Genomic DNA, 25042 nt, shown 5'->3' on the forward strand with positions numbered 1-25042 from the left:
ATCAATCTTTAATAATCTCAACCATTAACTCAAATGAAATTAACACGCTGGTGCTTTAAGCAGCAAACATTATTAATACTTGTATTGGTGATAAATGTATGGGCAGTATATTCTACCGCCTCTGCACGTACACCTGAACAAGTACTTGACAAACGGATACAACTTTCTTTTAGTAAAGTAAATGCGCGCACGCTTTTGAAAGAAATAGAACGGAAGGCAGCAGTAGATTTTGCCTTTACGGAAGATATTCGCCTTGAGAATATGGTACTGAACAATGTACATTATCAAAACAGTAAGCTCTCTGATATACTTAGTGATTTGTTTAAGAAGGAGCATATAGTCTTTGACGAACAAGGCGGAACAATTTCTCTTCGTCGTGTACAGCAGGGGCTGCTAGTGAAGGGGCAGGTGCGCGATGCCAACACAAACGCAATTATTACCGGAGCGAATGTGCAGGTGAAAGGCGGTAGCCAGAAAACGGTGACAGATAATGGTGGTCATTACCAATTGCAGGTACTTGGAGCAGAAAGCGTGTTGGTATTTAGTTATATGGGCTATCGATCACATGAAACGAAGGTTGGTGGACAGCTGCAGATAAATATAACCTTAACAGAAGATAATAATCCCTTAAATGAGGTGGTAGTGACTGCCTTAGGAATATCGAGGGAGGCCAAGTCGATCGGTTTCTCGCAACAAAAGGTAGACGGTCAAACCATTCAGGAATCGCACGAAACGAACCTGCTCAATACGTTGAACGGACGTGTGGCTGGCGTGCGTATCACCAATTCCAGTGGTGGGATCGGTTCTTCTGCTAATATACAGATCCGTGGACAGAATTTTGTAAGTGGTTATAACTATAATAATTCACCCTTATTTGTGGTAGATGGGGTGCCTATTAGTAATAACAATGAGCAATCTACACGGGCGTATACGGGAAGACAGGATTTTAATAATCCGAACTTCACGGCTGGTGAGGGTGAAGTGGATTATGGAAACGCGGCCGGGGAACTTGATCCCAACGATATCGAAAGCATGACCGTGCTGAAAGGTCCAAATGCAGCGGCTCTTTATGGCTCACGTGCCGCAAACGGCGTGGTGCTGATCACCACAAAATCTGGTAAAGGAACAAAGGGGGTTGGTGTGAGCTTTAATTCGCAAGCGAGTGCCGAAACGCCACTCAAGCTGCCAGATTATCAGTACGAATATGGGCAAGGGCGAGATGGTGAATACAGTTATGTGGATGGCATGGGAGGAGGATTGAATGATAACGTGATGGAAAACTGGGGGCCTCGCTTGAATGGTCAGCTGATACCACAATATGATTCACCAGTGGACCCGAATACGGGTGAGCGGATGGCAACTCCTTTCGTTGCTTATCCTAATCAACTGAAAGACTTTTTCCAAACGGGAACAACTTTTACAAATAACCTTGCCATTGCCGGAAGTAATGAAAAATTGAACTTTCGATTCTCTTATACGAACACATCACAACGAGGAATCGTGCCTAACACCGACTTGAAACGGAATGCTATAGGGTTGAACACCGGTTACGCTATTACGCCTAAATTAAAGGTGGATGTAAATATGAATTATGTGAATTCAGGAAGTGATAACCGGGCAAGTTATGGGGCGAAGAATGATGATGCTATTATGAAAATATTTTTATTTATGCCGCGAAATGTGGACGTTAATAGTTTGCGTGATTATTGGGCAGATGGTCCACAGCGTACCCAGCAACGTTCGCCTATCTGGGGATTGAATAGCAGTCGGCTGAATAACCCCTATTTCGTGGCTTATGAAAACTTGAACGGCAATAACCGCGACAGGGTATATGGTAATGTTAAATTCACCTATAATTTCTTGCCAAATTTAAGTTTAATGGTCCGTTCTGGACGTGATTTTTACAATGATAAGCGTACCATGCGTCATGCGGTATCGTCGGCCCAGTATGTTAATGGTTACTATCAGGAAGATGATGTTTACTTTCTGGAAACGAACCACGATGCCTTGCTTTCTTATAACACCAAGATCAATGACGATTTCAGTGTAAATGCCTCTTTGGGAGGAAATCTGATGAGCCAAGAGTCGAAAAGACTTGGTGCCATCGTGGACCGTTTGTCGATCCCGAATGTATACAACCTCACAAATAATGCCTCCCCAATTGTAGCGGGGAATATACGCCAGCAGAAAAAAATAAACTCTCTTTATGGAACCGCTCAGATAGGATATAAAGATGCGCTTTTTCTGGATTTGACCGGACGTAACGATTGGTCAAGTGCCTTACCTAAACAGAATAGATCTTATTTCTACCCATCGGCATCGTTGAGTGTGGTTGCTTCTGAACTTTTTGGCTGGCGTAGTGAGGCCTTAAGTTATTTGAAACTGCGTAGCAGCTTGTCGTCCGTCCGTCGCGACCTAGAGCCTTATCAAACGATGCCTAATTTCCAGATAACACAAGGCTGGAACGGCGAAACCGTTGCGATACATAATAATAACTATCCGAATCCTGATATAAAACCGGAAAAAGTAAGCTCCTATGAGTTTGGTTTTGACTCGCGCTTTTTCGATAATCGCGTTGGCATCGATTTTACGTACTATCGAAGTACAACTACAGACCTGATCATTCCCGTTACCTTGAATCCTTCTGCGGGCTATGATACAAAACTTATGAATGTAGGGAAGATGAAAAACCAAGGGATTGAGTTGATGGTTGACCTAACACCTATCAAGACGAATCAGTTTAGCTGGAACGTAAATGTGAACTTCGGATTAAACCGGAACAAAGTGGTCTCTTTAGCTGAAAACATAGGTATTTCGCGCATTCGTCAGATCGAACGCTGGGCTTCCCTTGAAATGCGGACAGAGAACACCAAAGGAGATGGCTCTTTTGGCTCCTTATATGGTGATTACCTGATTTACCAAAATGACAATCTCACGCATCGCAACGGATTGCCTCAGGAAGAGAATGGCGATTGGGGTTATTTGGGCAATGTGAATCCCGATTACACGGGGGGCGTGACGAACCAGTTCTCCTATCGTAATTTCGATCTGAGTTTCCTTTTCGGATTTCAGAAAGGTGGAGTGGTACATTCCCGCACCTATATTGAGGGGATAAATAGTGGTTCTTTAAAAGAATCCTTGGTAAACAGAGATGAAAATGGGGGTGGAACGATGGTTGGAGGGGGGACCGATATCGATACTGGAGAGCCAAATACTACAGAAGTTACGGTACGCAATTATTGGCGTGCTTATTATAATAACGATCGTATCGCCACGTTCGACGCCTCTTACATAAAGCTACGGGAAGTAAAAATTACGTATCGATTGCCAGAAAAATTATTGAAGCGTACACCAATAAGGCAGGCGAGCTTTTCATTGGTTGGTCGCAACCTGGTGCTATGGTCAGACGTACCGAATATAGATCCGGAAGTATCGGGCTATGATGGACAATTTCAAGGGTTAGAAGCCTTTTCGCTTCCTTCCCTGCGTAGCTATGGTGCCGCATTAAATATTAACTTTTAGAACAAAAATAGCTCACTTAGTGGGTTATGAATTCCGTAGAAAACATAAAAAAACGAATAAAATAAACAGATGAAAAAGTTTATCTATTTTTCGGTATCGATCCTCCTACTCACATTGGGATCGTGTAAAGATTTTGAAGCCATTAATGTGAATCCCAATAATCCAGATGTGGTGCCTCCTGAGATGTTGCTGCCCCCAATTATCAGCGGAGCCGTGAGTACTATGACCGCAAGCGGCGGAAGCCGCGCGGGACAATTTGTTCAGCATATCGCTTATTTGGGAGGTACAAGCGAGGAAGATGGTCGGTATAATTTGACAGGGGCCTCTTTCCGTGAGGAGTGGAACGGTGCTATGAGGCTTATAAAGGATGTAAATCAACTGCGTTTGCTTGCACAACAAAATCAACTGCCTCATTATGAAGCAGTCGCTTTGATCTGTAAGGTGTATATTTTATCTATTATGAGCGATGCATATGGCGATATACCTTATAATGAAGCGGGAAAGGGTGATGTAGCGGGTTTGGAATTCCCGAATTATCAATCGCAACAGGAAGTATATGAGCTTATGCTGGTCGATCTGGAGCAAGCAAATCAATTGTTGAAAAACATAGATCCTTCTTTAACAATTAAACGCGATATTTTGTATAACGGCAACACAAGCGCTTGGCGGAAGTTTGCCAACTCGCTGAAGCTACGTATATTAATGCGTGAATCGCAAAAGGTGGATGTCGCGGCGGCGGTAAGCGCCCTGTTCAATAACCCTGCAGAGTATCCGGTGTTCGAAAAGATAGAAGATCAAGTAACTTTAGTATATAATAACAATGCCGATCTATATCGCTGGTTCATTCTCAACCCTCCTGCGGATGGCAGTGGTGTTAATTTTGATGGAAATGATCGTGTCAGTGAAACAATGGTCAACATGCTTCAAGATGTTGCTGATCCTCGCTTAAAGATTTATGTAGCACCAACTAAGAATTCATACAATGCAAGTCGTAATAATCCTAATGCAACTTATGTATATCGCGGACAACAGGTTGGGTTGAGCTCTCTCGAACAGAACGCATTGTATCAGGAAGCGGGGTTGAATAAAGATGATTTTTCGGTTCTCGGCAAACGTATTAGAAGGGAAAACAGAGCCTTTCTTTTTTCTTATAGCGAACTTTTGTTCTTGAAAGCGGAAGCCATTGTGCGCAATATGGGTGTTCAAGGAGATGCTGCCGCTGTTTACTCGGAGGGATTGACCGCCTCATTGGCAAAGTGGCCGCAGGTGTCTCAAGCATCCAACGAAGAAATGCCCTATATTAGCCAAACAGAAGTGGCAACCTTTTTGGCGCGCACGGACGTAGCACTTCGAGAGGAAACAGCATTGAAGCAAATTGCGGAACAGCAGTGGATAGATGCTTTCTTGAATGGCTATGAAGCATGGGCCTCCTGGAGACGCACCGGCTTTCCACAGCTAAAACCGGGGCCTTCTGTCATTGCAGCTATACCCGTCCGTTACGTATATTCGGATAATGAGCAAAATAATCCCAATTTAGTGAAATGGGTAAATGAAAATATGGGCGGCACGATGCCTACTCATAATACAAAAGTTTGGTTTCAACCATAGATAGAATAAATGAAAATAAGAAAGTGGATAATGATGTGCAGCCTGGCAGGTATCGGGTTGCTCACACATGCGCAACAGTATTCGGTAAACAAGAACGCGCATTCGCATAACGATTACCTACAGGCCCAGCCGTTTTATACGGCCTACGCCAATAGTTTTGCCTCTATTGAGATTGATGTATTTCTAAAGAACGATTCACTCTATGTGGCGCATGACGCACAAGAAATCAAACCAGGGCACACCATTCAAAACCTGTACTTGAAGCCTTTATTGCAAGAACTCTCCTTACAAAAGGGAAAAATATATCCTGATGGGGGGAAACTGCAGTTTTTAATAGATCTGAAAACAAAAGGAGAACCTACTTTAAGGGCCTTAGAAAAACAATTGGCACCGATTAGAGCTTATTTTGACGTGAATCAGCGTCCAGAAGCAGTACGTCTGGTTATCAGTGGAGATATGCCTTCGCCGGATCGCTTTAAACAATTTGATTCGATATTTTTCTTTGACGGACGCGCCAATATCGACTATAGCACGGAACAACTGCAAAGAATTGCATTTTACAGTGCTCCCTTTCAGGCATTCAGCGTCTGGAATGGATTGGGAAGGATCACAGAACCTGAAAGGCAGAAAGTAAAGGTTTTCGTCGATTCGATCCATCGCCTTGGTAAGCCAGTACGTTTCTGGGGGTGTCCTGATACGAAGACTGCCTGGCAAGCCTTTATCAAATTGGGCGTAGATTATTTAAATACCGACTCACCAAATACCCTAGCGACTTTTTTGAATAAGTACAGCGCCAATAGTTATACGCGGAAAGGCAAGCACGAGGTATACCAACCAACTTACGAGTATGATGGTGTGGAGGGAAAGGTGAAAAAAGTGATTTTGTTGATCAGTGATGGGGCGGGATTTAACCAGCAATGGGCAGCTGCAACCATTAATGGTGGGCAACTGAATATGACGAAGTTCAAGCATATAGGTTTTCAGAATACGACGCCGGCAGATGATTACAACACGGATTCTGCGGCCGGAGCTACTGCTTTTGCTACTGGAGAAAAGACCCGTAATCGCTATATTGGCAATGATAGTACAGGTAAAGCGTTGCCGAATTTACCTGAAAGGCTGATCGATCTGAACATTCCAAGCGCACTCCTTACCAATGATAAACTTACCGGCGCTACACCTTCTTCGTTTTATGCGCATCAAAGCGAGCGGGACCACTCGGTAGCAATTGCCTATGACATAATGAACAGTCCGGTAAAGCTCTTTATTGGTGGAGGTCATCCTGCTTTAGCTGCCGATAGTTCAAAATTAAAGCAGCAATTAATAGGAAAGAACACCCTTATTCAAGATAATCTGCGTGACATTGAAGCGATACCGATGGACAAGCAGGTTATTTGTTTCGCACAGGACAATCCAGCGACAGATTATCATATGTTAGAAGATGCATTTGAGATAGCTCTCCGCCGAATGGACAAAGAAGGGGACGATTTTTTTATGATGGTAGAGGGAGCCAAAATCGATGGTGGGGGACATAGCAACAAAATCGCGCAGTGCATAGAGGAATATTTGAGTTTTGATAGATTACTAGGCAAGGCACTGCAGTATGCTGATACGCATGAGGGGACCTTAATTGTTGTCACTTCCGACCATGAAACCGGTGGATTGGTATTGGTTGACGGGGACGCTAAAAAGGGTTTTGTGCTGGGTGAGTTCATCACGAACGACCATACAGGCGCTCCCATACCTGTATACAGTTATGGGGTGGGGGCTACTGATTTTACGGGCTTTATGCAAAATAGCGATATCGGAAAGCGGATTTTTAAGCGCTTAGCTGAAAATTAATATCCTTGTCTTCCTATCGGAAGACCTTTTACGCTATGAGGAGGGCGCCGTAACCAGCGCCTTCTTTTTGATTTAAGCCATAGGCTCAAATTAACGTAGAATGATCATCATTAATACTCATTTGTGCTCAAATATTCTCATTTTTCTCCATTTTCTGAGAACAGATGTTACTACGATACAATTTCCTTATTTGCCAACTAAAAAGTCAATTGCGGACAAGTTTTTGTGCTGAATTAGTGCATTGCTCTTTGGCTAACTCCCGTTGCATAAGTGTAGTGCAAGAAATTTTTATGAACCAATAAATAAGTAGTTATGAAAAATGCTGATTGTTTTTCACAATTGATGGGTATCCTTTTCTTGGGTGTGCTCATTAGTGGCTGTGATAAAGGCCATGACGATTTAAAACCCGTTACCAACCTTGATAGCGGGTTAGTATATTATTTTCCGTTCGATGGAAATAGTATAGATCAGGTAAGTCAAGAAACCTATGATGTTAAGGGAGCAACGTTCGACGCTGATCGCTTTAATAATCCGGATGGTGCACTTAGAATTGCAGATACTACCTTGTATGAACAAGGAGTAAATGTCGGTTCAGGCCTTGGAGAAAAGGAAGGTAGTTTATCTTTTTGGATAAATCTATATGAGCTGAATAAGCTTCATCCTTTATTTCTTAAAGGGTATTTCCATAATTTTAGCGCTAGGACAAATAATTTGTTTGTAACGACCGACAGCGCGTTAACGGTTTATTGGGCGGATACTGAAGGAGATGTTACTGTAAAGACCCAGAAGGTAATTAAGCCAAACAAATGGCAACATATTTTGCTCCGTTGGGCAAAGAGCCGGTCGCTATTGGAGGTTTTTGTAAATGGAAAAAAGGTCCTTTCTAATGATTACCAGAGCGATTTAATATTAGATCCTTCAGAGCCGCCTGAAAATATGTGTTATAGTTATAATTACGAAGGGTCACATACCGGATCACCCAATCATTTTCGTGGTAGGATAGATGAAGTAAGGAGGTACAGTCGCTGGCTTAATGATGCAGAAGTAGATGAGCTTTCAGATTGATATATATAAATCCTCTGTGATATTAAAAAGCTTCGCCATTGAAAATATAAAAGTTGGCGCCTTCTTTTGTGAAGCCAATGTCAAAACGGAGGTAAATATCCTTTTTAGGAAAAAGAAGATATCTTAAGCCTACACCGGCAGTCGCCTTTATATTTCGGGTTTCAAAGGCATTAAATTTAGGAGCAACTGCTCCTGCGGCCGCGAAAACGGCCGCACCAAGTCTTTTGCTAAAGGCAAAGGGAAGAATCCGATACTCCACTTGGGCAGCGATAGCATGTTTGTCGCGGAAGCGACCTAGGTAATATCCCCGCATCAACCGATCGCCACCGAGTTGGGCCAACTGATTGAAGGGGACTTCACCATGAAGAAAATTACCCTTGATCTGCCATGCTAGTACATTCTTTTTTCCGATTGGATGATAAGAACGGAGATCTATATTAACACTGCCAAAATTATATTCACTACCGAAATCGTCCATATAACGCAGATAGGCAACCTCGCCGAACCGGCCTTTGCGAACATTCAGCACATTGTGCCGGTCGTCGTACACCAATGCCATACCCAATCCGAGATTGCTGGTGCCGTCCGCCCCCAGCGGGATATAATGTGGATTGCCTTCTTCCGGCTGTTCAAACCGAACGCCCGATACTAGTTGATAATCAATTTCCGGGCCTAGGAAAAAGTTTTTTCGAAGCTTTCGGAGCACTCGCTGTCGAAATAATACGTTAAAGGAGTTTACCAAGGCCGGGTTGTCTTCCGGTGAATTGGGTCCTATCCCGTAGTATGAAAGTGGAAACTGTTGTATTTTCATGTCCCCTAGAAAAAACCATTTATCTTGGTCACCATAGATCGCATTTTCTAGGATAAGACCGTACTGTCCCTTGAAGGTAAAAAATGAAAACGCCTGTAGTTCGCTTAAGCGGTTAAGTGTATCACGATTGGCATAGAATAGCTTCATGATGGAGGCTCCAAGTTCTATACCTGTTTCAGGGGCCGTGGCAAAAGTCGGATAAATAGTTAAGGTCGCGTTCTCTGTACCGGTAGTATCGTTAATAACAGCGTTAACATAGCGTTTTATCCAACCTTCTTTTCGGAGTTGTGCCTCCGCATGAGCTGCAATGAACAGAAAACAGAAAATAAGGAAGTATCGGCTTATAGATGTATGGATGATAAAGCGGTCTGTCATATTAATATCTACGCGAATGGAATGCTTGCTATATTTACTGTCTTATTTTCTAGCTAAAAACGTACCAGCATCTTGGAGAAAAGGTATACGTTCTTGATTTTTCGTCATTTTTGTAATCAGAACTAAATTTAATTATTAACCTCACCATTATCAATGGGGATGATGACGACAAGATAAAAAATATAAAGTATATTTCACTAATTCTCGAAAATAACGAAGTGTTTTAGTGCCTTTTAACGGAGATTGAAGTGCTTTATTTTACTTAAATGAGTGTTTTACCAACTTAACTGAATAGTTTGCTAAGATCTCTTAGTGCTTTGTTATAAAATTATAGTAATTATGTACGCTAGCCATAGAGAATAATTATGAAACAATTTCTTGCCTCTGAACTGAAGAGTAAGCCACATTATGAAGTGTTAGACGGATTACGGGGTGTTGCCGCCGTGTCCATTGTTGTTTTTCACTTTTTGGAGTTTGTTTATCTTGACTATAGTAAGAATTTCCTTGGCCATGGTTTTTTGGCGGTCGACTTTTTTTTCTGTTTATCTGGATTTGTTATTGGGTATGCCTATGATGATCGTGTTGAAAAAATTGGCGTTTGGAAATTTTTTAAAGCAAGGTTAATAAGACTTCATCCATTGGTTATCCTAGGTGCTGTATTTGGGTTACTAGGCTTCCTTGTTGATCCATTTTCCGAACAGCAGGTGCCTTACAGTGCTGGAAAACTTTTTCTCATATTCCTCAGTTCTATTTTTCTTATCCCGTTTCCTGTGATGCCCGAACGGGGCTTCGGTCTATTTGGCTTTAATACACCGTCTTGGTCATTATTTTTTGAGTATGTGGCCAATATTTTTTACGTTCTCTTTCTTTATAAAATGAGACGAGGCCCTTTACTTCTCTTACTAACACTTTCGGCAGGTGCGCTTTGCTTTGTTAGTTATCGTGCGGGAACATTGATTGGTGGGTGGGACGGCCGTAGTTTCTGGGATGGTTGTGCCCGGATCTCTTATTCTTTTTTAGCTGGCTTGTTGGTGTACCGTTTTAATTGGATTATCAAAACAAGAATTCGTTTTATTGGCCTATCTATATTATTACTGCTAACGTTTATCGTACCTTATTTTAAATGGAACTGGCTCGTAGAATCGATGATTGTATTATTTTATTTTCCGCTACTTATCGCGATTGGGGCGGGAGCAACGCTTACGAAAGGGTATAAAAAGCTATGCATTTTTTTAGGAAAAATATCCTATCCACTGTATATGACACATATTCCCGCAATCTGGATGTTTGGAAATTATTACAATAGTCACCAAGTTAGTTCCGGTCAATTATTTTTCATCGTAACGATAGGAACCGTTCTTTTGTTTGGTCTCGCGTATCTGGTAATGGTTATCTATGATATACCGATTCGCAAATATTTAAGTAACAAAAAAGAATATTAATGATCGCAGGTAAGTAGTCTAAAACTTGCTTGAAATTTAATTTTTCTAATTTGTTTCCCTCCAGATCTTCCCTTCCGACTAATAGTGTAATTATTAATCAAATGGAATCATTATGGAAACATTACAGAAGTCCCTTCGAAATGAACGGGCAACAAGAATCGAGTCGGTCCAAACGCCAAATGTATACACGTTAAGTGGTGTCGCCACAGAATTATTACCTCCGGGCAGTGGTGCTGTTATCATGGCCGACCCTACATCAAGCCTATTCGATGAACTGGAACGTGCGGTAAAATCGCAAGATGCGGAAAAAATCAATGAAATTGTAACGCGAAACAAACGCAGTGTAAGCAGATTAAAAAAGGTATCTAATAGGGAGGCGCTACAAAAACTTGGTGCAGCACCGGCTTATGTAGATCTTAATTATGACACCAAAAATATTGCTGTAAACCTATTTACGGTAAATGGGGTAGACATAACGAGAGCGTTTTTCTCCTTCACCGGTGGCGAATTTGAGCCAGAGAGATTTAGGACTACCATTTTGTCTAAAAAAGAAGATCAACCCACTCCGAAAGTCATGGTGGTATTACACCAGCCAAACTTGTCTAGATTGGAACTTCAGGCAATTAGAATTCCCAAAGAATTGGCAGGGATGCACTTCGGTAAAGTGGGAGGCGAAGTAATGTGTACACCTGCAGCATTGGTAGCAACTGTCACTGTTGGTGTACTGGTAGCTACGGTTGGTACTGCCGCAGGTAATTGTGCGAAGCATTTTGGTAAGATAGGAGAAGAGGTAATAAACCCGCAGCTAGACGCTGGCAGAATGATTTCGGTAAAACAACTGGTAAACATTCGGCAGCAGGCTATTCAGAAAAATATGCGTATAAGGTAAAAGATACAGAGATGAACGATTACATGGCTTTGGTACTGGCAGGCATGTTAGGTTGCTGGTTCTTATTTTCGGTTCTTAAATACTTCCCTTTTGCTCAGGATTGGATCATCGCAAAAGATGGCTTACAACTTGTTCCGACCTGGAACTTCTTCGCTCCGGAACCTAATAAAACAGATTACTACCTTTATTATAGAGTATTCTCCGAGCACAGTGACTCCTATTGGCGAAGCGTTAGTTTTGGACAAGGTCGCAAATGGTATGCTTTTCTTTGGAATCCAAATAGAAGAGACCGAAAATCTTTATTTGATCTTTGCCAGATGCTGGTAAGCAGACCTTCAACCGAGCAAGACGAACTGGTTTACTCCATGCCTTACTTGCTATTACTGAATCATGTAAATCATTTATGCGCTAATGATATAGGTGAGTATGTGCAATTTGCGATAGGCAGGATCGTGCCGATAGAAGATGATGGGCAGCTGTCTATCGCTTTTATTTCGAATAGTCATCTGTTAACTTAATTTTTAAAGATATTATGTGGAATATATTTATAACGGAAGAAAAAGCCGTGTGGATTACAACGGCGATGGTATTGTGTACTGCCTTTTTTATGAGCATTGAATACCTCTTCAGTTGGAAAAGAGGGAAATTTAGTGAGGAGACTTTTTTTTCTTGGAGTGTAACCCAAAGTAGACCCGGTTGGATATACCGGGGGTGGAGCCTCCGCTTGTTAAATCACCTTTTTGATAAACATGGTTTCGGTTTTTTAATTGGTACGAGACTTTTACTGATAGTTATAGCTTTTGTCTGTATGGGAAAGGATGCTTATTTAGGGAGCTGCCTGGCTTTATTATCTGGTATGTCATGTTTGCTCAATATCCGCCATTTTCAGGGCAAGGACGGTGCTGATGAATCACTTACTGTACTCTTATTCGGACTAACTGTTTATTACCTTATCGGACCAACATCATCTTTGCGATTCGTGGGTATTGCGTTCATTATTGCGCAGATTAGTCTGTCTTACTTTATCTCTGGTTATTATAAAATTAAATCTAAAACATGGCGATCTGGCCAAGCCATTCAAAATGTGCTGGCTACAAAAATTTACGGGCAGCCGTCGCTGGTTTTTTTAATGAAAAATAGCTACTTATCGCGTTTCACCTGTTGGACGATTGTGTTATGGGAACTTACTTTTCCGATTATTTTTCTTGTTGCTGCACCTCTCTCATTTAGCTGGCTTGTGATGGGAGTGGCCTTTCATTTGGCAATGGCTTTTATTATGGGACTGAATACGTTTATGATGTCATTTTTATCGTCTTATCCGCTGTTCTTTTTCGCTTTATATTATTTGTCGATAGGCCATTAGATGATTCCAAAGAACTTCTAAAGGGGTGTTCTTGATAGAGCCCTTCTAATGGAACTCGTCATTTTCGTTTCTCATTTGTAATTTTTACGCCTAAAAAACGTAAAATAAAGAGCAATATACTGGTAATTGGCTAAATTATAAGCAAATGACAAATAAGGCACGCAAAAGGAGTTTCTGGAAAGTATTTCGAACCATTTGGATATGTTTAGGATTAATATTCGTTGGCTGGATGGTTTATTCGTACCAGGCCAAAGATCTTCCTCCCGATACTTTTGTAAGCGACGGACAGGTAAAAGTATCTAACACAGCGGATGTAATAAGTTTTACACCTAATAAAGCGTATACGAGGGTGTTGATTTTTTATCCGGGAGCAATGGTAGACCCAAAGGCCTATGCGCCCCTTTGTAGAAGTATAGCTGCTCAGGGCTTGCAGGTGCATATTTTTAAAATGCCTTGGCGTATGGCCAATTTGGGCTATAACAAGCCAGAAGAGCTTGGCCTGTTTAAGGATAACACTAAAACCTACATCCTTGCAGGTCATTCACAAGGTGCTAAAATGGCCGCTCAGTTTGTATTTGAAAACCCTAGCTATATTAGTAAACTGATCTTAATGGGTACTACACATCCGCGGGATATAGACATGTCTGCTTTGACCATCCCCATTCTGAAAATCAGCGGAAGCATGGACGGTGTGGCGAGTTTAAGGGACGTAATGGCGAATAAAACCATGTTACCAGATAGCACCAAATTTGCCACAATAGAAGGCGGTAACCACGCACAATTTGGTTATTATGGCTTCCAGTTAGGAGATAGCCGTGCGAACATCAGTAGAGAAGCACAGCAAAAATTGGTATTAGAAAAGATAATGAATTTTATTGGTAGCACAGAAAATGACCCTAACTCACAAAACGAATGAGGACGCTATGTTGTTAATACTTACAATCCTAAAAAATGGCAGTTTCAAGGGATAGGAATTTAACTTGTTTCGTTTTAATTTTAGCTGATGGTAATACAACGTTTTGTTATACGTGAATTTTATTCAGCTAAATTAAAAATATATATGAAACAAATAATTAGTTGCATCTGCTTTTTTCTGTTAATAGAAGGGGGCTTTGCGCAAGATTTGGCTGCCGTCTCAAAAGATAGCAAAGTGTTTCTAGAAAATGACTCTAAAAATGAGAACGCGGTAAAAACTATCGACGAGCTGCTTGGCCGCTTAAATGAGTGGGGCTATTGGAAAATAGTAAAGAACCCGGAAGATGCTGATTTTAAGCTAAAAGTGGATATATCAGCTTCTAAAGGAATTACCGCGACCTCTTGGGGGGGCACTTCTTACGAGCTGGTAGGCAAATTAATCGATAAGAAGGATGCGGTAATCTGGGAATCGAATACTTATAAGGCAAGTCCAAATGGTACCAATGGATTTAACGCCGGGAAGGCCGTTGTAAAGAAACTAATGCGCGATCTTAAAAAGAAAGCTAATTAGCTTTCTTTTTAAGATCTTCATCTTTTGGTATCACTTTTATCATTTTTTGCTATCTCTAAATAACAAAAAGACGTTCATGATACCATAAAATGCTGTACATGCATGTATGAGAAATGCCGGCATATTGCTAAGGCCGTTTGCTTGATAAACTACGTAGGCATCCATTATAGGAATTAAGGTTGCAAACATGAAAATAAAGGCGGTGGCCCGCACATTCCTAGTATATAAGAGATAGGCAAGGGCTAGTCCGGAAAAAATATCACGAATACCTTTAATGCTACCATACAATGCCGTCTTATCGTTGGGTAAAGAAAGTCCAAAGTCTTTTGAGGCATCAATAGGTGAAAGGGAATAACGAACACCTATAAAAATTATTCCAACGGAGATTAGGGCTGCTAGCCAAAACGAGAGGGAACGCGGTCCCCATGTAAATTCTTGCTGTTTCATCAATTTTGATTTTGTGTCATAAATTTTATGACACAAATATCCTGTACTCAAAAGTGAATGTCGTTCACCCAGGTTAATTAATGCTTTTTTACGAGTCTTTTACGGATGCGGGAAAGCGATTGTGGTTTTATGCCTACATAAGAGGCTATGTAATATTGCGGTATCCTTTGCACTAAATTTGGATAGGTATTAAGAAATTGCTGGTATCTTTTTTCAGGCGGGTCGTTATAAAATGAATCAAGTTGCCTAACGGCCGACAAATATACCTGTTCGATGGCTAGCCTACCGAATCTTTCTCCTTCTTGAATGTTTTTATAAAGATGCTGCAAACGATCATAATCGATCACAAATAATTTGGTTGGTTCCAGCGCTTGAATGTATTTGTCGGCCACCGTTTGAGTGAGAAAGCTTGGGTAATAGGATAAAAAATCCCCTTCGTTACTGAAATATCCTGTTTTTTCTTCGCCATCGTCGTTTATGTAAAAACGCAATAAGCCTTTTACGACAAAAGCAACGTATTTGCACACCTTTCCTTCTTCTAAAAAATATTCGCCGGGCTTGAGTTCCATTTCCCGAAACAAGGTTGAGATGAGCTTTTCTTCTTCAGTAGAAAGCCTTATAAATGATTTAATAGCTGTGGTGAGCGCCTCCATAATCTTATACTTCTGTTCGGCTATTATACAAAATAAACACTAAGCTTTCAAGATGTTTGCAGGTGGAGGAGCAACGAATGGTAATTAGGGATGATTTGAAATAAAAACATCCCCAAGGTTTAAACCTAGGAGATGTTAATATAATGGTGCTATAAATCGCAGATGTTTATTGTGAATCGCTAATATCCACGACCTCAATTTCAAATACTAAAGGGGAGTTTGCGGGAATTTTATCGCGCTCTCTGGTATCATATCCCCAAGGAGAAGGGGCGACAAAGCGAATCTTAGACCCTTTTTTTAATCCAGTTGAGGTTAATCCGCCTACTGCGTAATCCTGTCCGTTATAGGGAATTTTTTGCGGTAAAAAGGCAATTGTCCAAGCGGGAATGATGTCCTGTGCTAAATTGAAAATAAATGTTTTCTTGTTGGTCGATTGCTCGTCTGTTTGATCAAAAACAGTTCCGTTAAGCAATTGACCCTTATATTTGACTTCGATTTTTGGCGCGACTATCTGCCCCGAACCGCTACGCTTGTAAGTATAAGAATCTTCTTGCCCGCGAGTAAGTATTTCATACCAAATGCCCCTCGAAGTATCCAAAATAGGGTTGGTCCATCCATTTGAAGGATTTTCTACATAAGCTTTCAATAGGGGCGCTTGTTCTTTTATAAGGTTTTTTATACGAGCTTCTTCGATAGAATCTTGTCTTTCTTGCTCTCTTGCCAATTCGTCAAAGTCGGTTTTATTACATGCGGAAAAAAGAATAATTACTCCAAAAATCAGGAGGAATAGTTTGTTTGTGTGTTTCATATATTGTTTGTTTTCTGTTAGTAAAATAAGCACGGCCTTGACCAAGAGATTTTATGACTTTGGTTTGGCTAAGGTCTAAACGGGAAGAAATAGACTTATGCTACAGTGGTTTTGGATCCTGCTTGATTTTCTATCTGCCTAAATTTAAGCTTGCTGGAACATTTAAAGGTTAAATCGAAAAAAAAATAAAATAAAATGTCCAATCTCTGAAGATTGATTGTTATTGGGTTTTAAACAAATAAATATTTAATATCATGGAACAAAGAATCAACATCCAAGAAAAAGGACAAAATGCGTTAAAAGCTGTTTTCGGAATCGGTGCTTACTTAAAAAAATCTAACCTTGACAAAAATTTGTTAGAATTAGTTAACTTTCGGATATCGCAAATCAATGGATGTGCATACTGTTTGGACATGCACTCAAAAGAGTTAAGAGCTGCGGGAGAAACAGAGCAACGCTTATATGGTTTGAGTGCATGGCGGGAAACGCCTTATTATACCAAGCGCGAGCAGGCGGCTCTTGCTTGGGGGGAAGCGGTAAATGCTTGTACGGTATCTGATGAGGTCTTTCAGCAAGCAATTGCAAGTTTTTCTGAGGAGGAATTGATTGATTTAACGCTGTCTATCACCGCTATAAATACGTGGAACCGATTCAATATTGCCTTCCAAGCTATTCCGGGAGATTATAGGGTAGGGCAATTCGGATAAGCATAGTTAAATATCTTAATAAAAAATAAAATGAACGAGTTCTTATTAATTTTCCGTAGAGATTTCTCAACCAGGGAGGATCAGCCATCCCCAGAACAATTACAAAATTCGCTTAAGCGTTGGCAAGATTGGTTTGGTGGAATTGTTGCACAAGATAAGTTGGCCAGACCTTTACAGCGTTGGGATGGGAAAGGAAAAATTGTAAAATCAGGTAAAGTAGTGACAGATGGCCCTTATGCGGAGATTAAGGAATCCATTGGAGGCATGGTCCTAATCAAGGCAGAAGACTATGAGGAGGCCGCAGAAATAGCCAAAGGTTGTCCTATTTTAGATTTAGGTGGGAACGTTGAAATTCGAATGGCTGTAACACCCGAAGGATTAGAATAAGTGTCAAGGGGGCTTTGGATTATTCCAAAGCCCCTTTATTTGTTAGACATAAGGTGTTTTGGAAATAAGTTTCATACCTCCCCGTATGGTTGCCTTGTCTCCGGGTGAGCGCGCAAGGGCTAACGCGGCCTGGTAATGTGCATATGCTTTTTTGTTATCAAGACCGCTATATAAATTACCTAATAGGGAATAATAAAAGTGATTATCGGTTAAGTTCAATTTTTCTGCCTCGATAATGGCGACTTCTTTTCCACTTGTTTTTGCCAGCGCAAAGGTTCTATTCATCGCAGCAATAGGTGAATATGCTAAAAGGATCAAATGGTTATACAGCTGAAGTATGTTTTCCCATTTCTCTTCCGAATCTTCCTTATGAGTATGCCAATACGCAATTCCTGCCTCTAAGTGGTATTTGGTTAATTCATTGCCGGTAGAGGCCCGATTCAGGTAATACTTTCCCTGTTCGATCAGTTCGCTGTTCCACCGTGTTTCATCTTGATCTTGATATAAGATCATTTCACCGCTATCGTTTGTTCGTGCGTCAAAGCGGGAAGAATGGAAGCACATTAATGCTAATAGAGCATTTACGGCTGGTTTATTGGTCATTTGATTTTCAACGAGTAGGTAAGTCAATCGCATGGCCTCTGCACAAAGATCTTTACGAAGGGGCGTGTCTTGTGATGCGGAGTAATATCCTTCGGAAAAAAGTAGGTATAAAGTGGTCAACACTGTTTCCAGTCGATCAGTTATTTGTGATACGGTTGGCTGCTCTATCTTGATATCCTCTTCTTTCAACTTTTCTTTAGCCCTCTTGATTCTTTTATAAACAACTTCTTTATTTGTTAAAAACGCATCAGCAATCTCTTGTACACCAAATCCGCATAATAGATTCAAAGCGAGAGATATTTGTGATTCGTAGGAAATGCTGGGATTACATACGGTAAAAATCATAGCCAGCTGACTGTCGGCAATATTTTTGGTAGAAAGATCAATTTCAATGTCTTCCGTTTTAGGAGCCGTATACCTTATTTCGGGCGCAAGCTTTTGCTCGAAAAGCGTATTCCTTTTTAAATAATTTTTTGTTTTATTTTTTGCAACAGTATAAAGCCATGCGGTAGGGTTCTGAGGCACACCCTTCAAACTCCAATCTTCCGTTGCAGAAAGGAAAGTATCGCTCACAATATCTTCTGCAATCTCAATATGTTGTATACCAAATAAATAGCAAAGAACCGAAACAATCTTCTGATACTCTGTTCTAAAAAGATTTGGTAATAAAGCTTGTACTTCCATATAAATAAAAAAACACTTTTGTAAATATACAAAGGCATTTTGTTTTTTAGGCGATCATGCTGAGGGCTTATTTACTTGCAAGCGAAGCGAAAAGTTCGGCTACGTGTAGAGTAAAGATCTTACTGCTTTACGCTATTTTTCCACATAATCTATGCAGGAGGAGCTTTTTAACTCTAAGGTGTTACTGATGTTAGGTTTTCCATAATTGTAAACGGCTAAAGCGAAAAGATACCCTAATAGAAGTGCTATAATATCATAAATATCAAATACACGGCTGCTCCAAACTTGTTCAAACTCGTAGATTAATGATCCCAAAAAACAAAAAAAGATGCCTTTTTGATGCTTAACCTTTGTATAAGCCAAAGAAAGAAAAGCGATACCAATAACCGCAAAGAAACTGGGAAATGAACCTAGTAAAATACGAACAAGATCGCATTCTACATGATTTATTCTTCTGATAAATTTAGCTGCAAGTCCGAGAATCCCACTGAAGATAAAAAGTAATAAATAATCTTGCCTGTCGTAAGGTCTTTTAAGCATCGCTAACGATTAATTATCTAATATATTTATTCTTTATTAGAAACATTTAGTACGAACAATAATAATGTTTTTTTATTTACTCCAGGGCTTTCATCCAATAGATGTTTCTTCTTTATTCTATTAAATTGGAATGAAAACAAGAAGCCCTATTTGAACGGGCATGTAATAGAAATGCCGGCCTTGAATTAAAAGAGAAGTATTTAATCACTCATATAGAATAAGCATATTTACGGCGGAAGAATACTTGGAAACAAAAAAAATAGTTTATTTTCGAGGAATATTATTAAGCAAAGCATAAAACCAATTAAACCTTGTATCCAGTTTAACTATTGCTGCGCTTTATGCTAATCAATCTAATGGATAATGAATATGCATAGGCAAACCTCTGACGCTGAATTGATGGAATTGCTAAAACAAGACAATCAAGGAGCTATGCGCCAAATTTTTGACCGCTATTGGAAAAAGCTCTTTAGTGTTGCACTGAACCGCTTATCCGTTCCGGAGCGAGCGGAAGAGTGCGTGTCTGATGTTTTAATCTCTGTTTGGGCAAGGCGAAAAAGTATCAACCTTCGGCACACTCTTGCCACTTATTTGGCCGTTGCTGTGAAATACAGAAGCATGCGTATGCTGGCTGAGGAATATAAAAAAGGCTTGCCACATACCATAGAGCTAATGAACGATGAGTTATACGGTTACGATGAGTCTTCAGTAGACGAATATATCTTTGAAAAGGAATTGATGGAAAGCTTGGAAAATTCGATTAAACAATTGCCGGATAAATGTCAGTTGGTATACCGAATGAGCAGCGAACAGGGAATGAGTTACAAAGAGATCGCAAAAAAGCTAAGCCTTTCTGAAAAAACAGTCCAGGCACATCTAACGAAGGCCACCAAAGACCTTCGAAATGAATTAGGCAAACAATACCCAACTTTTATATTAAGCCTCGCCATCGCTTCTTTATACCGTTTTTTATAAGTCTTTCGAAATTTTCCCTAGATTTTTAAAAAAAATCCAGTACGACTAAGGTTGTCTGGTCAATTATGATACTATAGATAAAAGGTACTATATAATGGCTTCGAAGTTTTCCAGCGCATATATTAAGGAATTGGCCTATAAATGGGAAAGAGGCTTATTGACAGAATCGGAAAAAGCCGATTTTGAAGCCTGGTACAACAACCATGATGATGAAAGCGCCGAGCTTCCTACGAATTATGACGGGGAGGAAGTGATTCAGGATAGGCTGCTTAGCCGGCTGATGTCGCATATGCATGCAGGCCCTTCAGAAAAAAAATATAACAGATCGCGCGTTATTTCCATGATCGCGGCAGCTTCTGTACTGCTTGTTATGTTGAGTATAGGAGCCTATTTCTATAGGAAAGAATCTGCTGGTTTTAAGCAGGAACGAATGGCTGCCAGCGAAGATATCGATCCGGGCAGTAATAAAGCGATATTAACGCTTGCTGACGGGCGTAAGATAAATTTAGATATGGCTACTGATGGAGCGTTGGCGGAAGAAAAAGGGATTAAAATAAGCAAAACAGCAGACGGCCAGATTGTTTACGAGGTGATGCCGACTCCGAAGAATGGAAGTGAAGCAATTTCATATAATACCATAGAAACACCCAAAGGGGGACAGTATAAAATAGTGTTACCCGACAGTTCGCGTGTTTGGCTTAACGCTGCCAGTGTCCTGAAATACCCTACTAATTTTGATAATAAAAACCGAACGGTGGAGCTGAAGGGTGAGGCTTATTTTGAAATATCATCTGATAAGCAAAGGCCCTTCCTGGTAAAAAACGACCGACAACTAACACAAGTATTAGGTACACAATTTAATATTTCGGCTTATGCAGAGGAAGAAACAGTGAAGACCACTTTGGTAGAAGGAGCTGTTCGTGTGATACCCTCTTCTTCAATAGGAAATAAAGCTGGCAATTTACCAACAATCCTTAGTCCAGGTGAACAAAGTACGGTGCTAAACGGTGAAATGTCAATTGCTAAAGTAGATCTTACACCCTATATCAGTTGGAAAAAGGGTGTTTTTTATTTTGATGAAACGAGGTTAGCGGATGCTATGAGACAATTGAGCCGATGGTATGATGTGGAGGTGGTATATAGTGGCAAAGTGCCTGACACCTATTTTTACGGTGAAATAAGCAGAGCTAAAACATTATCGGCCGTACTAAAAATTTTACAGGAGGGAGGGGTAAGGTTTAAGATTGAAAAAGCAGCAGGTAAAAATAAACTTATTGTGTACTAGGTACGCATAATAAACGGGGGCGGTGAATAGAGACAACAGGAGATAAATGAAATTATTAACCATTAAACGGAGATGCAATTATGATGAAGCACAAAAAAACGTAACGTAAACCAAAGCATCAATGAACCGGATAGTGCTGGAGACACTACCCGGCAGATTTGGATGCGCAATATCGCTGCCACGAGGGTAGCAAAAGGATCTAACCAATTTTATATTACACCATTCAAACAGTACAAACATATGATTTTTTACGCATGTGTTAAAGGTTCATTTTGGCCTTTGACTTATCGATGGCTACTGATTATGAAACTAGCAGTTTTCATTACACTTCTTTCTGTGATGCAGGCGGTTGCGGGTAGTTTTGCTCAAACCATTACGCTGAAAGCAAAGAATATTCCCCTCGCACAGGTGATGCGGGGTATTCAGAAGCAAAGTGGCCATCCTTTTTTTCTGAACGGGAAAGATTTGGCAGATAAAAAAGTGGAGGCGGATTTTAAAAATGCACCACTTGATGAAGCAATGACCGTTTTATTGAAACCTTTGTCGCTAGAATGGACGCTGAAAGATGGCACCATTGTGATTAAAGCTAGCCAGTCAAGCAGGCTTTACCAACCCAAATTTGTAGAAATGCAACCCAAAAGTGTAATCGGCCGGGTGACAGATGAGCAAGGTAAACCCATCGAACGGGTTACAGTATTAGTAAAAGGGACCTCGGTGGCAAGCTCAACGGACGCGCAAGGTAATTACCAAATTAACATGAGCAGCGGAGGGGCTGTGCTGGTATTTACTATTCTAGGATTTGAAACCATCGAAAAAGCTGTTGGTAATCAAACAACTATTAATGTCACGATGAAAGAGTCGGTAAGCGATTTAGATGAAGTGGTGGTAGTAGGTTATGGTACCGCTCGAAAGCGCGACCTCACAGGGGCTGTCGCTTCTATAAAAGCGGATGAAATAAGCCAGGTACCTTCCTCGAATATGGTTCAATCATTGGCGGGTAGAGCTTCAGGTGTTTATGTTTCGCAAAATACCGGTTCACCGGGAAGCCCTGTCAGCGTTCGTATTCGGGGTACAAATTCCATAAAAGGCAGTAATGAGCCTCTTTACGTGGTAGATGGATTTCCTTACTCCGGCTCTCCCTTACTGTTGAATAACGCCGATATCGAATCGGTTGAGATTTTAAAAGATGCCTCGGCCACAGCCATTTATGGATCTAGGGGCGCAAATGGCGTTGTACTCATCACAACAAAAACGGGAAAATCGGGAAAAGTTAAAGTGGATTACGACGGTTACATCGGTAGTCAGTCTTTGCGTAAAAAGCTTGACTTAATGAATGCAACGGAATATGCGAATTTCTATAATGAACAGGCCGCTAACGATGGTCTTGCGCCTCATTTTACGGCGGATGAAGTTGCTTCTTTTGGCGAAGGTACCGATTGGCAGGACGTGGTGTTCCGTAGTGCACCGATCATCAGTAATACTGTAACAATCAGTGGGGGAAATGATAAGACAAGATTTTCTGTTTCCGGTGGCAATTTTAATCAGAAAGGAATCATCGTAGGGAGTGAATATGTTCGGAATTCTTTGCGCGTGAATTTAAATTCGGATATCAGTGATAAATTAAAATTTGATTTCAGTGGTATTTTAAGCCGCTTTGATGAAAACAGAAAGGAATCAGAAAAGGGAAATCGGGGAGGTTCGTTGATCTCGGCGGCGCTTTCAGGTTACCCCACAATGGCCTTGTACAATGCCGATGGAAGCTATACAAACCTAACAGAGGCTTATACTTGGGGGTCGAACGTAATTGTGAATCCCTTGAACTTTTTACATCAAGAATCTAACAAAACGAAATCGGATAATGTGCTTGCAAATCTTTCTCTGAGCTATGAACCCATAAAAGGGTTGATATTTAAAACCTTAGGAGGCATCGAAAATGGAAATGAGCGTACGGACATATATAGAACAACGAGATTTGTCAATTCCACAGGCTCGGCAAGCATTTCGACACCAAAAGTAACCAGTGTACTGAGCGAAAATACCGTTAATTATCGAAGGGACTTCGGTAAACATAATATCAATGCACTGGCTGGTTTTACTTATCAGAACTATGTGGCAACCACTTTTTCGGCCTCAGGAACGGGTTTCATCAGTGATAATCAAGAAACCTATGACATTGGAGCGGCGGCTACACAGAACGTACCTAAGTCATCTTATACAAAATGGAGTTTGATCTCTTACTTAGCACGGGTAAATTATTCATTTGATAATCGTTTTTTAGCTACGATTAGTTTTCGGACGGATGGTTCTTCGCGATACAGCGAAGGGCAAAAATGGGGCTATTTCCCTTCTGCCGCTTTGGCATGGCGTCTCTCTGAAGAACCTTTCATTAAAAGTATTCCTGTGATCTCTGACTTAAAATTGCGTGTTGGTTACGGCGAAACAGGGAATACGGCCATCGATCCATATTTTACATTGAATCAGCTGGTCTCTAGTCAGGTCGTATTCGGCGACGCCCTGGTACCTGCTTATTCACCTAGCAACCGCTTGGCTGGCCCCCTAAAATGGGAAACAACAGCGCAAACGGATATTGGTATTGATTTGGGATTGCTGAATAATAGATTAAGCATAACAGCCGATTTTTATGTAAAGAATACGCGCGATTTGCTGAACAACGTTACCTTACCCGCCTCGCAGGGTTATTCGTTCACCGTGCAGAACGTAGGTAAAATTCGAAACAAAGGGATTGATCTGAATGTAACGGGCGAGGTATTAAAGGGAGATTTTAATTGGCAACTTGGAGGAAATATATCCTTTAATAGGAATAAAGTGATGGAACTCTATAGTGGGAATGATATTTTGGGAAGTGTTATCGGTGCAGCGCTCAGCGATAATATCAATATCTTACGTGAAGGATATCCCCTGGGGTCTTTTTACGGATATGTAGAAGACGGTTATGATGCGAATGGTTATATTATTTACAAAGACTTCAATGATAATGGAAGTCGAGATCAAGGAGATAAGCAAATTATTGGTGACCCGAATCCCGACTTCACATATGGTCTTACTTCTTCCATGTCTTACAAGCGTTTCGACCTTTCCATTTTTGTGCAGGGAAGCAAGGGCAACGATATTTATAACCTGAGTGCGCAAGGGCAGGGTTATGATTACGGGCAGGCGCTTAATATGTTACGTGAAGTGTATACCGATCATTGGACACCAACAAATACCAACGCAAAATATCCCGTCATTAAAACCAACTCGCAAGCACAGATGTCTGACCGTTTTGTGGAAGATGGATCCTTTTTACGTGTGAAGAATATTCAACTGGCATACAACCTGCCAACGGATAAATGGCAGTTGAAGTGGTTATCGAGCGGGCAAGTATATATAAGCGCGCAAAACTTATTCACGCTAACAGACTATTCTTGGTATGATCCAGAGGTGAATTCCTATGGGGGTAATAATTCGATTGTACTTGGTATAGACCACTATGTTTACCCAACAGCAAAGACCTTGACGTTTGGGATAAAAGCAAGTTTTTAATGGATTC

The 25042-nt window shown here is 40.8% G+C and carries 21 protein-coding genes; 15 read left to right on the forward strand and 6 right to left on the reverse strand.

The window, feature by feature from the left end; genetic code table 11:
- Positions 1 to 33 precede the first annotated feature (33 nt).
- From BMY50_RS15370 to BMY50_RS15385, 4 genes are all read left to right on the forward strand, one after another.
- Entirely contained in the window at positions 34 to 3522 is a 3489-nt protein-coding gene (locus BMY50_RS15370) for a SusC/RagA family TonB-linked outer membrane protein (protein WP_093326282.1), read from the forward strand.
- 69 nt (positions 3523 to 3591) lie between these two features.
- Positions 3592 to 5130 (forward strand): SusD/RagB family nutrient-binding outer membrane lipoprotein, encoded by a 1539-nt coding sequence (locus tag BMY50_RS15375; protein ID WP_093326283.1) that lies wholly within the window; start codon positions 3592 to 3594, stop codon positions 5128 to 5130.
- Positions 5131 to 5139: 9 nt separating this feature from the next.
- Entirely contained in the window at positions 5140 to 6972 is a 1833-nt protein-coding gene (locus BMY50_RS15380) for an alkaline phosphatase (protein WP_093326284.1), read from the forward strand.
- 312 nt (positions 6973 to 7284) lie between these two features.
- Complete coding sequence (locus BMY50_RS15385; protein ID WP_093326285.1) at positions 7285 to 8037, forward strand: LamG-like jellyroll fold domain-containing protein; 753 nt, start codon at positions 7285 to 7287, stop codon at positions 8035 to 8037.
- A gap of 22 nt (positions 8038 to 8059) precedes the next feature.
- Here the strand turns inward: BMY50_RS15385 and BMY50_RS15390 are convergent, their stop codons facing one another.
- A complete protein-coding gene (locus BMY50_RS15390) occupies positions 8060 to 9223 on the reverse strand; it encodes a BamA/TamA family outer membrane protein (RefSeq protein WP_093326286.1) in 1164 nt (387 codons plus the stop codon).
- A 365-nt stretch (positions 9224 to 9588) separates the two neighbouring features.
- On the opposite strand from BMY50_RS15390, the gene BMY50_RS15395 reads away from it, so the two are divergent.
- From BMY50_RS15395 to BMY50_RS15420, 6 genes are all read left to right on the forward strand, one after another.
- On the forward strand, positions 9589 to 10665 hold the full coding sequence (locus BMY50_RS15395) for an acyltransferase family protein (RefSeq protein WP_093326287.1): 1077 nt from the start codon (positions 9589 to 9591) through the stop codon (positions 10663 to 10665).
- A 112-nt stretch (positions 10666 to 10777) separates the two neighbouring features.
- Complete coding sequence (locus tag BMY50_RS15400) at positions 10778 to 11554, forward strand: hypothetical protein (RefSeq protein ID WP_093326288.1); 777 nt, start codon at positions 10778 to 10780, stop codon at positions 11552 to 11554.
- A gap of 11 nt (positions 11555 to 11565) precedes the next feature.
- Positions 11566 to 12072: a hypothetical protein gene (locus BMY50_RS15405; protein ID WP_139202272.1), complete on the forward strand. Its 507-nt coding sequence runs from the start codon at positions 11566 to 11568 to the stop codon at positions 12070 to 12072.
- 14 nt (positions 12073 to 12086) lie between these two features.
- The gene (locus BMY50_RS15410) at positions 12087 to 12917 is read left to right on the forward strand and encodes a hypothetical protein (protein ID WP_093326290.1); all 831 of its coding nucleotides are present in this window, start codon (positions 12087 to 12089) and stop codon (positions 12915 to 12917) included.
- A gap of 145 nt (positions 12918 to 13062) precedes the next feature.
- Positions 13063 to 13833, forward strand: coding sequence for an alpha/beta hydrolase (locus BMY50_RS15415; RefSeq protein WP_093326291.1), 771 nt, complete (start codon positions 13063 to 13065; stop codon positions 13831 to 13833).
- A gap of 144 nt (positions 13834 to 13977) precedes the next feature.
- A complete protein-coding gene (locus BMY50_RS15420) occupies positions 13978 to 14403 on the forward strand; it encodes a hypothetical protein (RefSeq protein WP_139202273.1) in 426 nt (141 codons plus the stop codon).
- Between the two features lie 39 nt (positions 14404 to 14442).
- On the opposite strand, the gene BMY50_RS15425 is transcribed toward BMY50_RS15420, so the two are convergent.
- The 3 genes from BMY50_RS15425 to BMY50_RS15435 all read right to left on the reverse strand — a co-directional run bounded on the left by BMY50_RS15425 (position 14443) and on the right by BMY50_RS15435 (position 16311).
- Complete coding sequence (locus tag BMY50_RS15425) at positions 14443 to 14850, reverse strand: DUF4267 domain-containing protein (RefSeq protein WP_093326293.1); 408 nt, start codon at positions 14848 to 14850, stop codon at positions 14443 to 14445.
- 77 nt (positions 14851 to 14927) lie between these two features.
- The gene (locus BMY50_RS15430; RefSeq protein ID WP_093326294.1) at positions 14928 to 15503 is read right to left on the reverse strand and encodes a Crp/Fnr family transcriptional regulator; all 576 of its coding nucleotides are present in this window, start codon (positions 15501 to 15503) and stop codon (positions 14928 to 14930) included.
- A gap of 166 nt (positions 15504 to 15669) precedes the next feature.
- Positions 15670 to 16311: an FKBP-type peptidyl-prolyl cis-trans isomerase gene (locus BMY50_RS15435; RefSeq protein ID WP_093326295.1), complete on the reverse strand. Its 642-nt coding sequence runs from the start codon at positions 16309 to 16311 to the stop codon at positions 15670 to 15672.
- Between the two features lie 254 nt (positions 16312 to 16565).
- Between BMY50_RS15435 and BMY50_RS15440 the strand changes: the two genes are divergently transcribed.
- Positions 16566 to 17018 (forward strand): carboxymuconolactone decarboxylase family protein, encoded by a 453-nt coding sequence (locus tag BMY50_RS15440; RefSeq protein ID WP_093326296.1) that lies wholly within the window; start codon positions 16566 to 16568, stop codon positions 17016 to 17018.
- A 30-nt stretch (positions 17019 to 17048) separates the two neighbouring features.
- On the forward strand, positions 17049 to 17405 hold the full coding sequence (locus tag BMY50_RS15445) for a YciI family protein (protein ID WP_093326297.1): 357 nt from the start codon (positions 17049 to 17051) through the stop codon (positions 17403 to 17405).
- A gap of 42 nt (positions 17406 to 17447) precedes the next feature.
- Here the strand turns inward: BMY50_RS15445 and BMY50_RS15450 are convergent, their stop codons facing one another.
- Entirely contained in the window at positions 17448 to 18692 is a 1245-nt protein-coding gene (locus BMY50_RS15450) for an RNA polymerase sigma factor (protein WP_093326298.1), read from the reverse strand.
- Between the two features lie 132 nt (positions 18693 to 18824).
- Entirely contained in the window at positions 18825 to 19232 is a 408-nt protein-coding gene (locus tag BMY50_RS15455) for a hypothetical protein (protein ID WP_093326299.1), read from the reverse strand.
- A 369-nt stretch (positions 19233 to 19601) separates the two neighbouring features.
- Between BMY50_RS15455 and BMY50_RS15460 the strand changes: the two genes are divergently transcribed.
- From BMY50_RS15460 to BMY50_RS15470, 3 genes are all read left to right on the forward strand, one after another.
- A complete protein-coding gene (locus BMY50_RS15460; RefSeq protein WP_162276605.1) occupies positions 19602 to 20207 on the forward strand; it encodes an RNA polymerase sigma-70 factor in 606 nt (201 codons plus the stop codon).
- Between the two features lie 94 nt (positions 20208 to 20301).
- The gene (locus BMY50_RS15465) at positions 20302 to 21492 is read left to right on the forward strand and encodes a FecR family protein (protein WP_093326301.1); all 1191 of its coding nucleotides are present in this window, start codon (positions 20302 to 20304) and stop codon (positions 21490 to 21492) included.
- A 303-nt stretch (positions 21493 to 21795) separates the two neighbouring features.
- On the forward strand, positions 21796 to 25035 hold the full coding sequence (locus tag BMY50_RS15470) for a TonB-dependent receptor (protein ID WP_238383786.1): 3240 nt from the start codon (positions 21796 to 21798) through the stop codon (positions 25033 to 25035).
- Positions 25036 to 25042 lie beyond the last annotated feature (7 nt).

Source organism: Olivibacter domesticus, from assembly GCF_900109575.1.
GTDB classification, from domain to species: domain Bacteria; phylum Bacteroidota; class Bacteroidia; order Sphingobacteriales; family Sphingobacteriaceae; genus Olivibacter; species Olivibacter domesticus.

Bases quoted from the DNA above. Each gene is read 5' to 3' on its own strand.
- BMY50_RS15405 (WP_139202272.1), top strand. From the start codon at position 11,566: ATGAACGATTACATGGCTTTGGTACTGGCAGGCATGTTAGGTTGCTGG.
- BMY50_RS15395 (WP_093326287.1), top strand. From the start codon at position 9,589: ATGAAACAATTTCTTGCCTCTGAACTGAAGAGTAAGCCACATTATGAA.
- BMY50_RS15380 (WP_093326284.1), top strand. From the start codon at position 5,140: ATGAAAATAAGAAAGTGGATAATGATGTGCAGCCTGGCAGGTATCGGG.
- BMY50_RS15400 (WP_093326288.1), top strand. From the start codon at position 10,778: ATGGAAACATTACAGAAGTCCCTTCGAAATGAACGGGCAACAAGAATC.
- BMY50_RS15465 (WP_093326301.1), top strand. From the start codon at position 20,302: ATGGCTTCGAAGTTTTCCAGCGCATATATTAAGGAATTGGCCTATAAA.
- BMY50_RS15455 (WP_093326299.1), bottom strand. From the start codon at position 19,232: ATGCTTAAAAGACCTTACGACAGGCAAGATTATTTATTACTTTTTATC.
- BMY50_RS15410 (WP_093326290.1), top strand. From the start codon at position 12,087: ATGTGGAATATATTTATAACGGAAGAAAAAGCCGTGTGGATTACAACG.
- BMY50_RS15390 (WP_093326286.1), bottom strand. From the start codon at position 9,223: ATGACAGACCGCTTTATCATCCATACATCTATAAGCCGATACTTCCTT.
- BMY50_RS15370 (WP_093326282.1), top strand. From the start codon at position 34: ATGAAATTAACACGCTGGTGCTTTAAGCAGCAAACATTATTAATACTT.
- BMY50_RS15435 (WP_093326295.1), bottom strand. From the start codon at position 16,311: ATGAAACACACAAACAAACTATTCCTCCTGATTTTTGGAGTAATTATT.
- BMY50_RS15460 (WP_162276605.1), top strand. From the start codon at position 19,602: ATGCATAGGCAAACCTCTGACGCTGAATTGATGGAATTGCTAAAACAA.
- BMY50_RS15430 (WP_093326294.1), bottom strand. From the start codon at position 15,503: ATGGAGGCGCTCACCACAGCTATTAAATCATTTATAAGGCTTTCTACT.
- BMY50_RS15385 (WP_093326285.1), top strand. From the start codon at position 7,285: ATGAAAAATGCTGATTGTTTTTCACAATTGATGGGTATCCTTTTCTTG.
- BMY50_RS15375 (WP_093326283.1), top strand. From the start codon at position 3,592: ATGAAAAAGTTTATCTATTTTTCGGTATCGATCCTCCTACTCACATTG.
- BMY50_RS15425 (WP_093326293.1), bottom strand. From the start codon at position 14,850: ATGAAACAGCAAGAATTTACATGGGGACCGCGTTCCCTCTCGTTTTGG.
- BMY50_RS15415 (WP_093326291.1), top strand. From the start codon at position 13,063: ATGACAAATAAGGCACGCAAAAGGAGTTTCTGGAAAGTATTTCGAACC.
- BMY50_RS15450 (WP_093326298.1), bottom strand. From the start codon at position 18,692: ATGGAAGTACAAGCTTTATTACCAAATCTTTTTAGAACAGAGTATCAG.
- BMY50_RS15420 (WP_139202273.1), top strand. From the start codon at position 13,978: ATGAAACAAATAATTAGTTGCATCTGCTTTTTTCTGTTAATAGAAGGG.
- BMY50_RS15440 (WP_093326296.1), top strand. From the start codon at position 16,566: ATGGAACAAAGAATCAACATCCAAGAAAAAGGACAAAATGCGTTAAAA.
- BMY50_RS15445 (WP_093326297.1), top strand. From the start codon at position 17,049: ATGAACGAGTTCTTATTAATTTTCCGTAGAGATTTCTCAACCAGGGAG.
- BMY50_RS15470 (WP_238383786.1), top strand. From the start codon at position 21,796: ATGAAACTAGCAGTTTTCATTACACTTCTTTCTGTGATGCAGGCGGTT.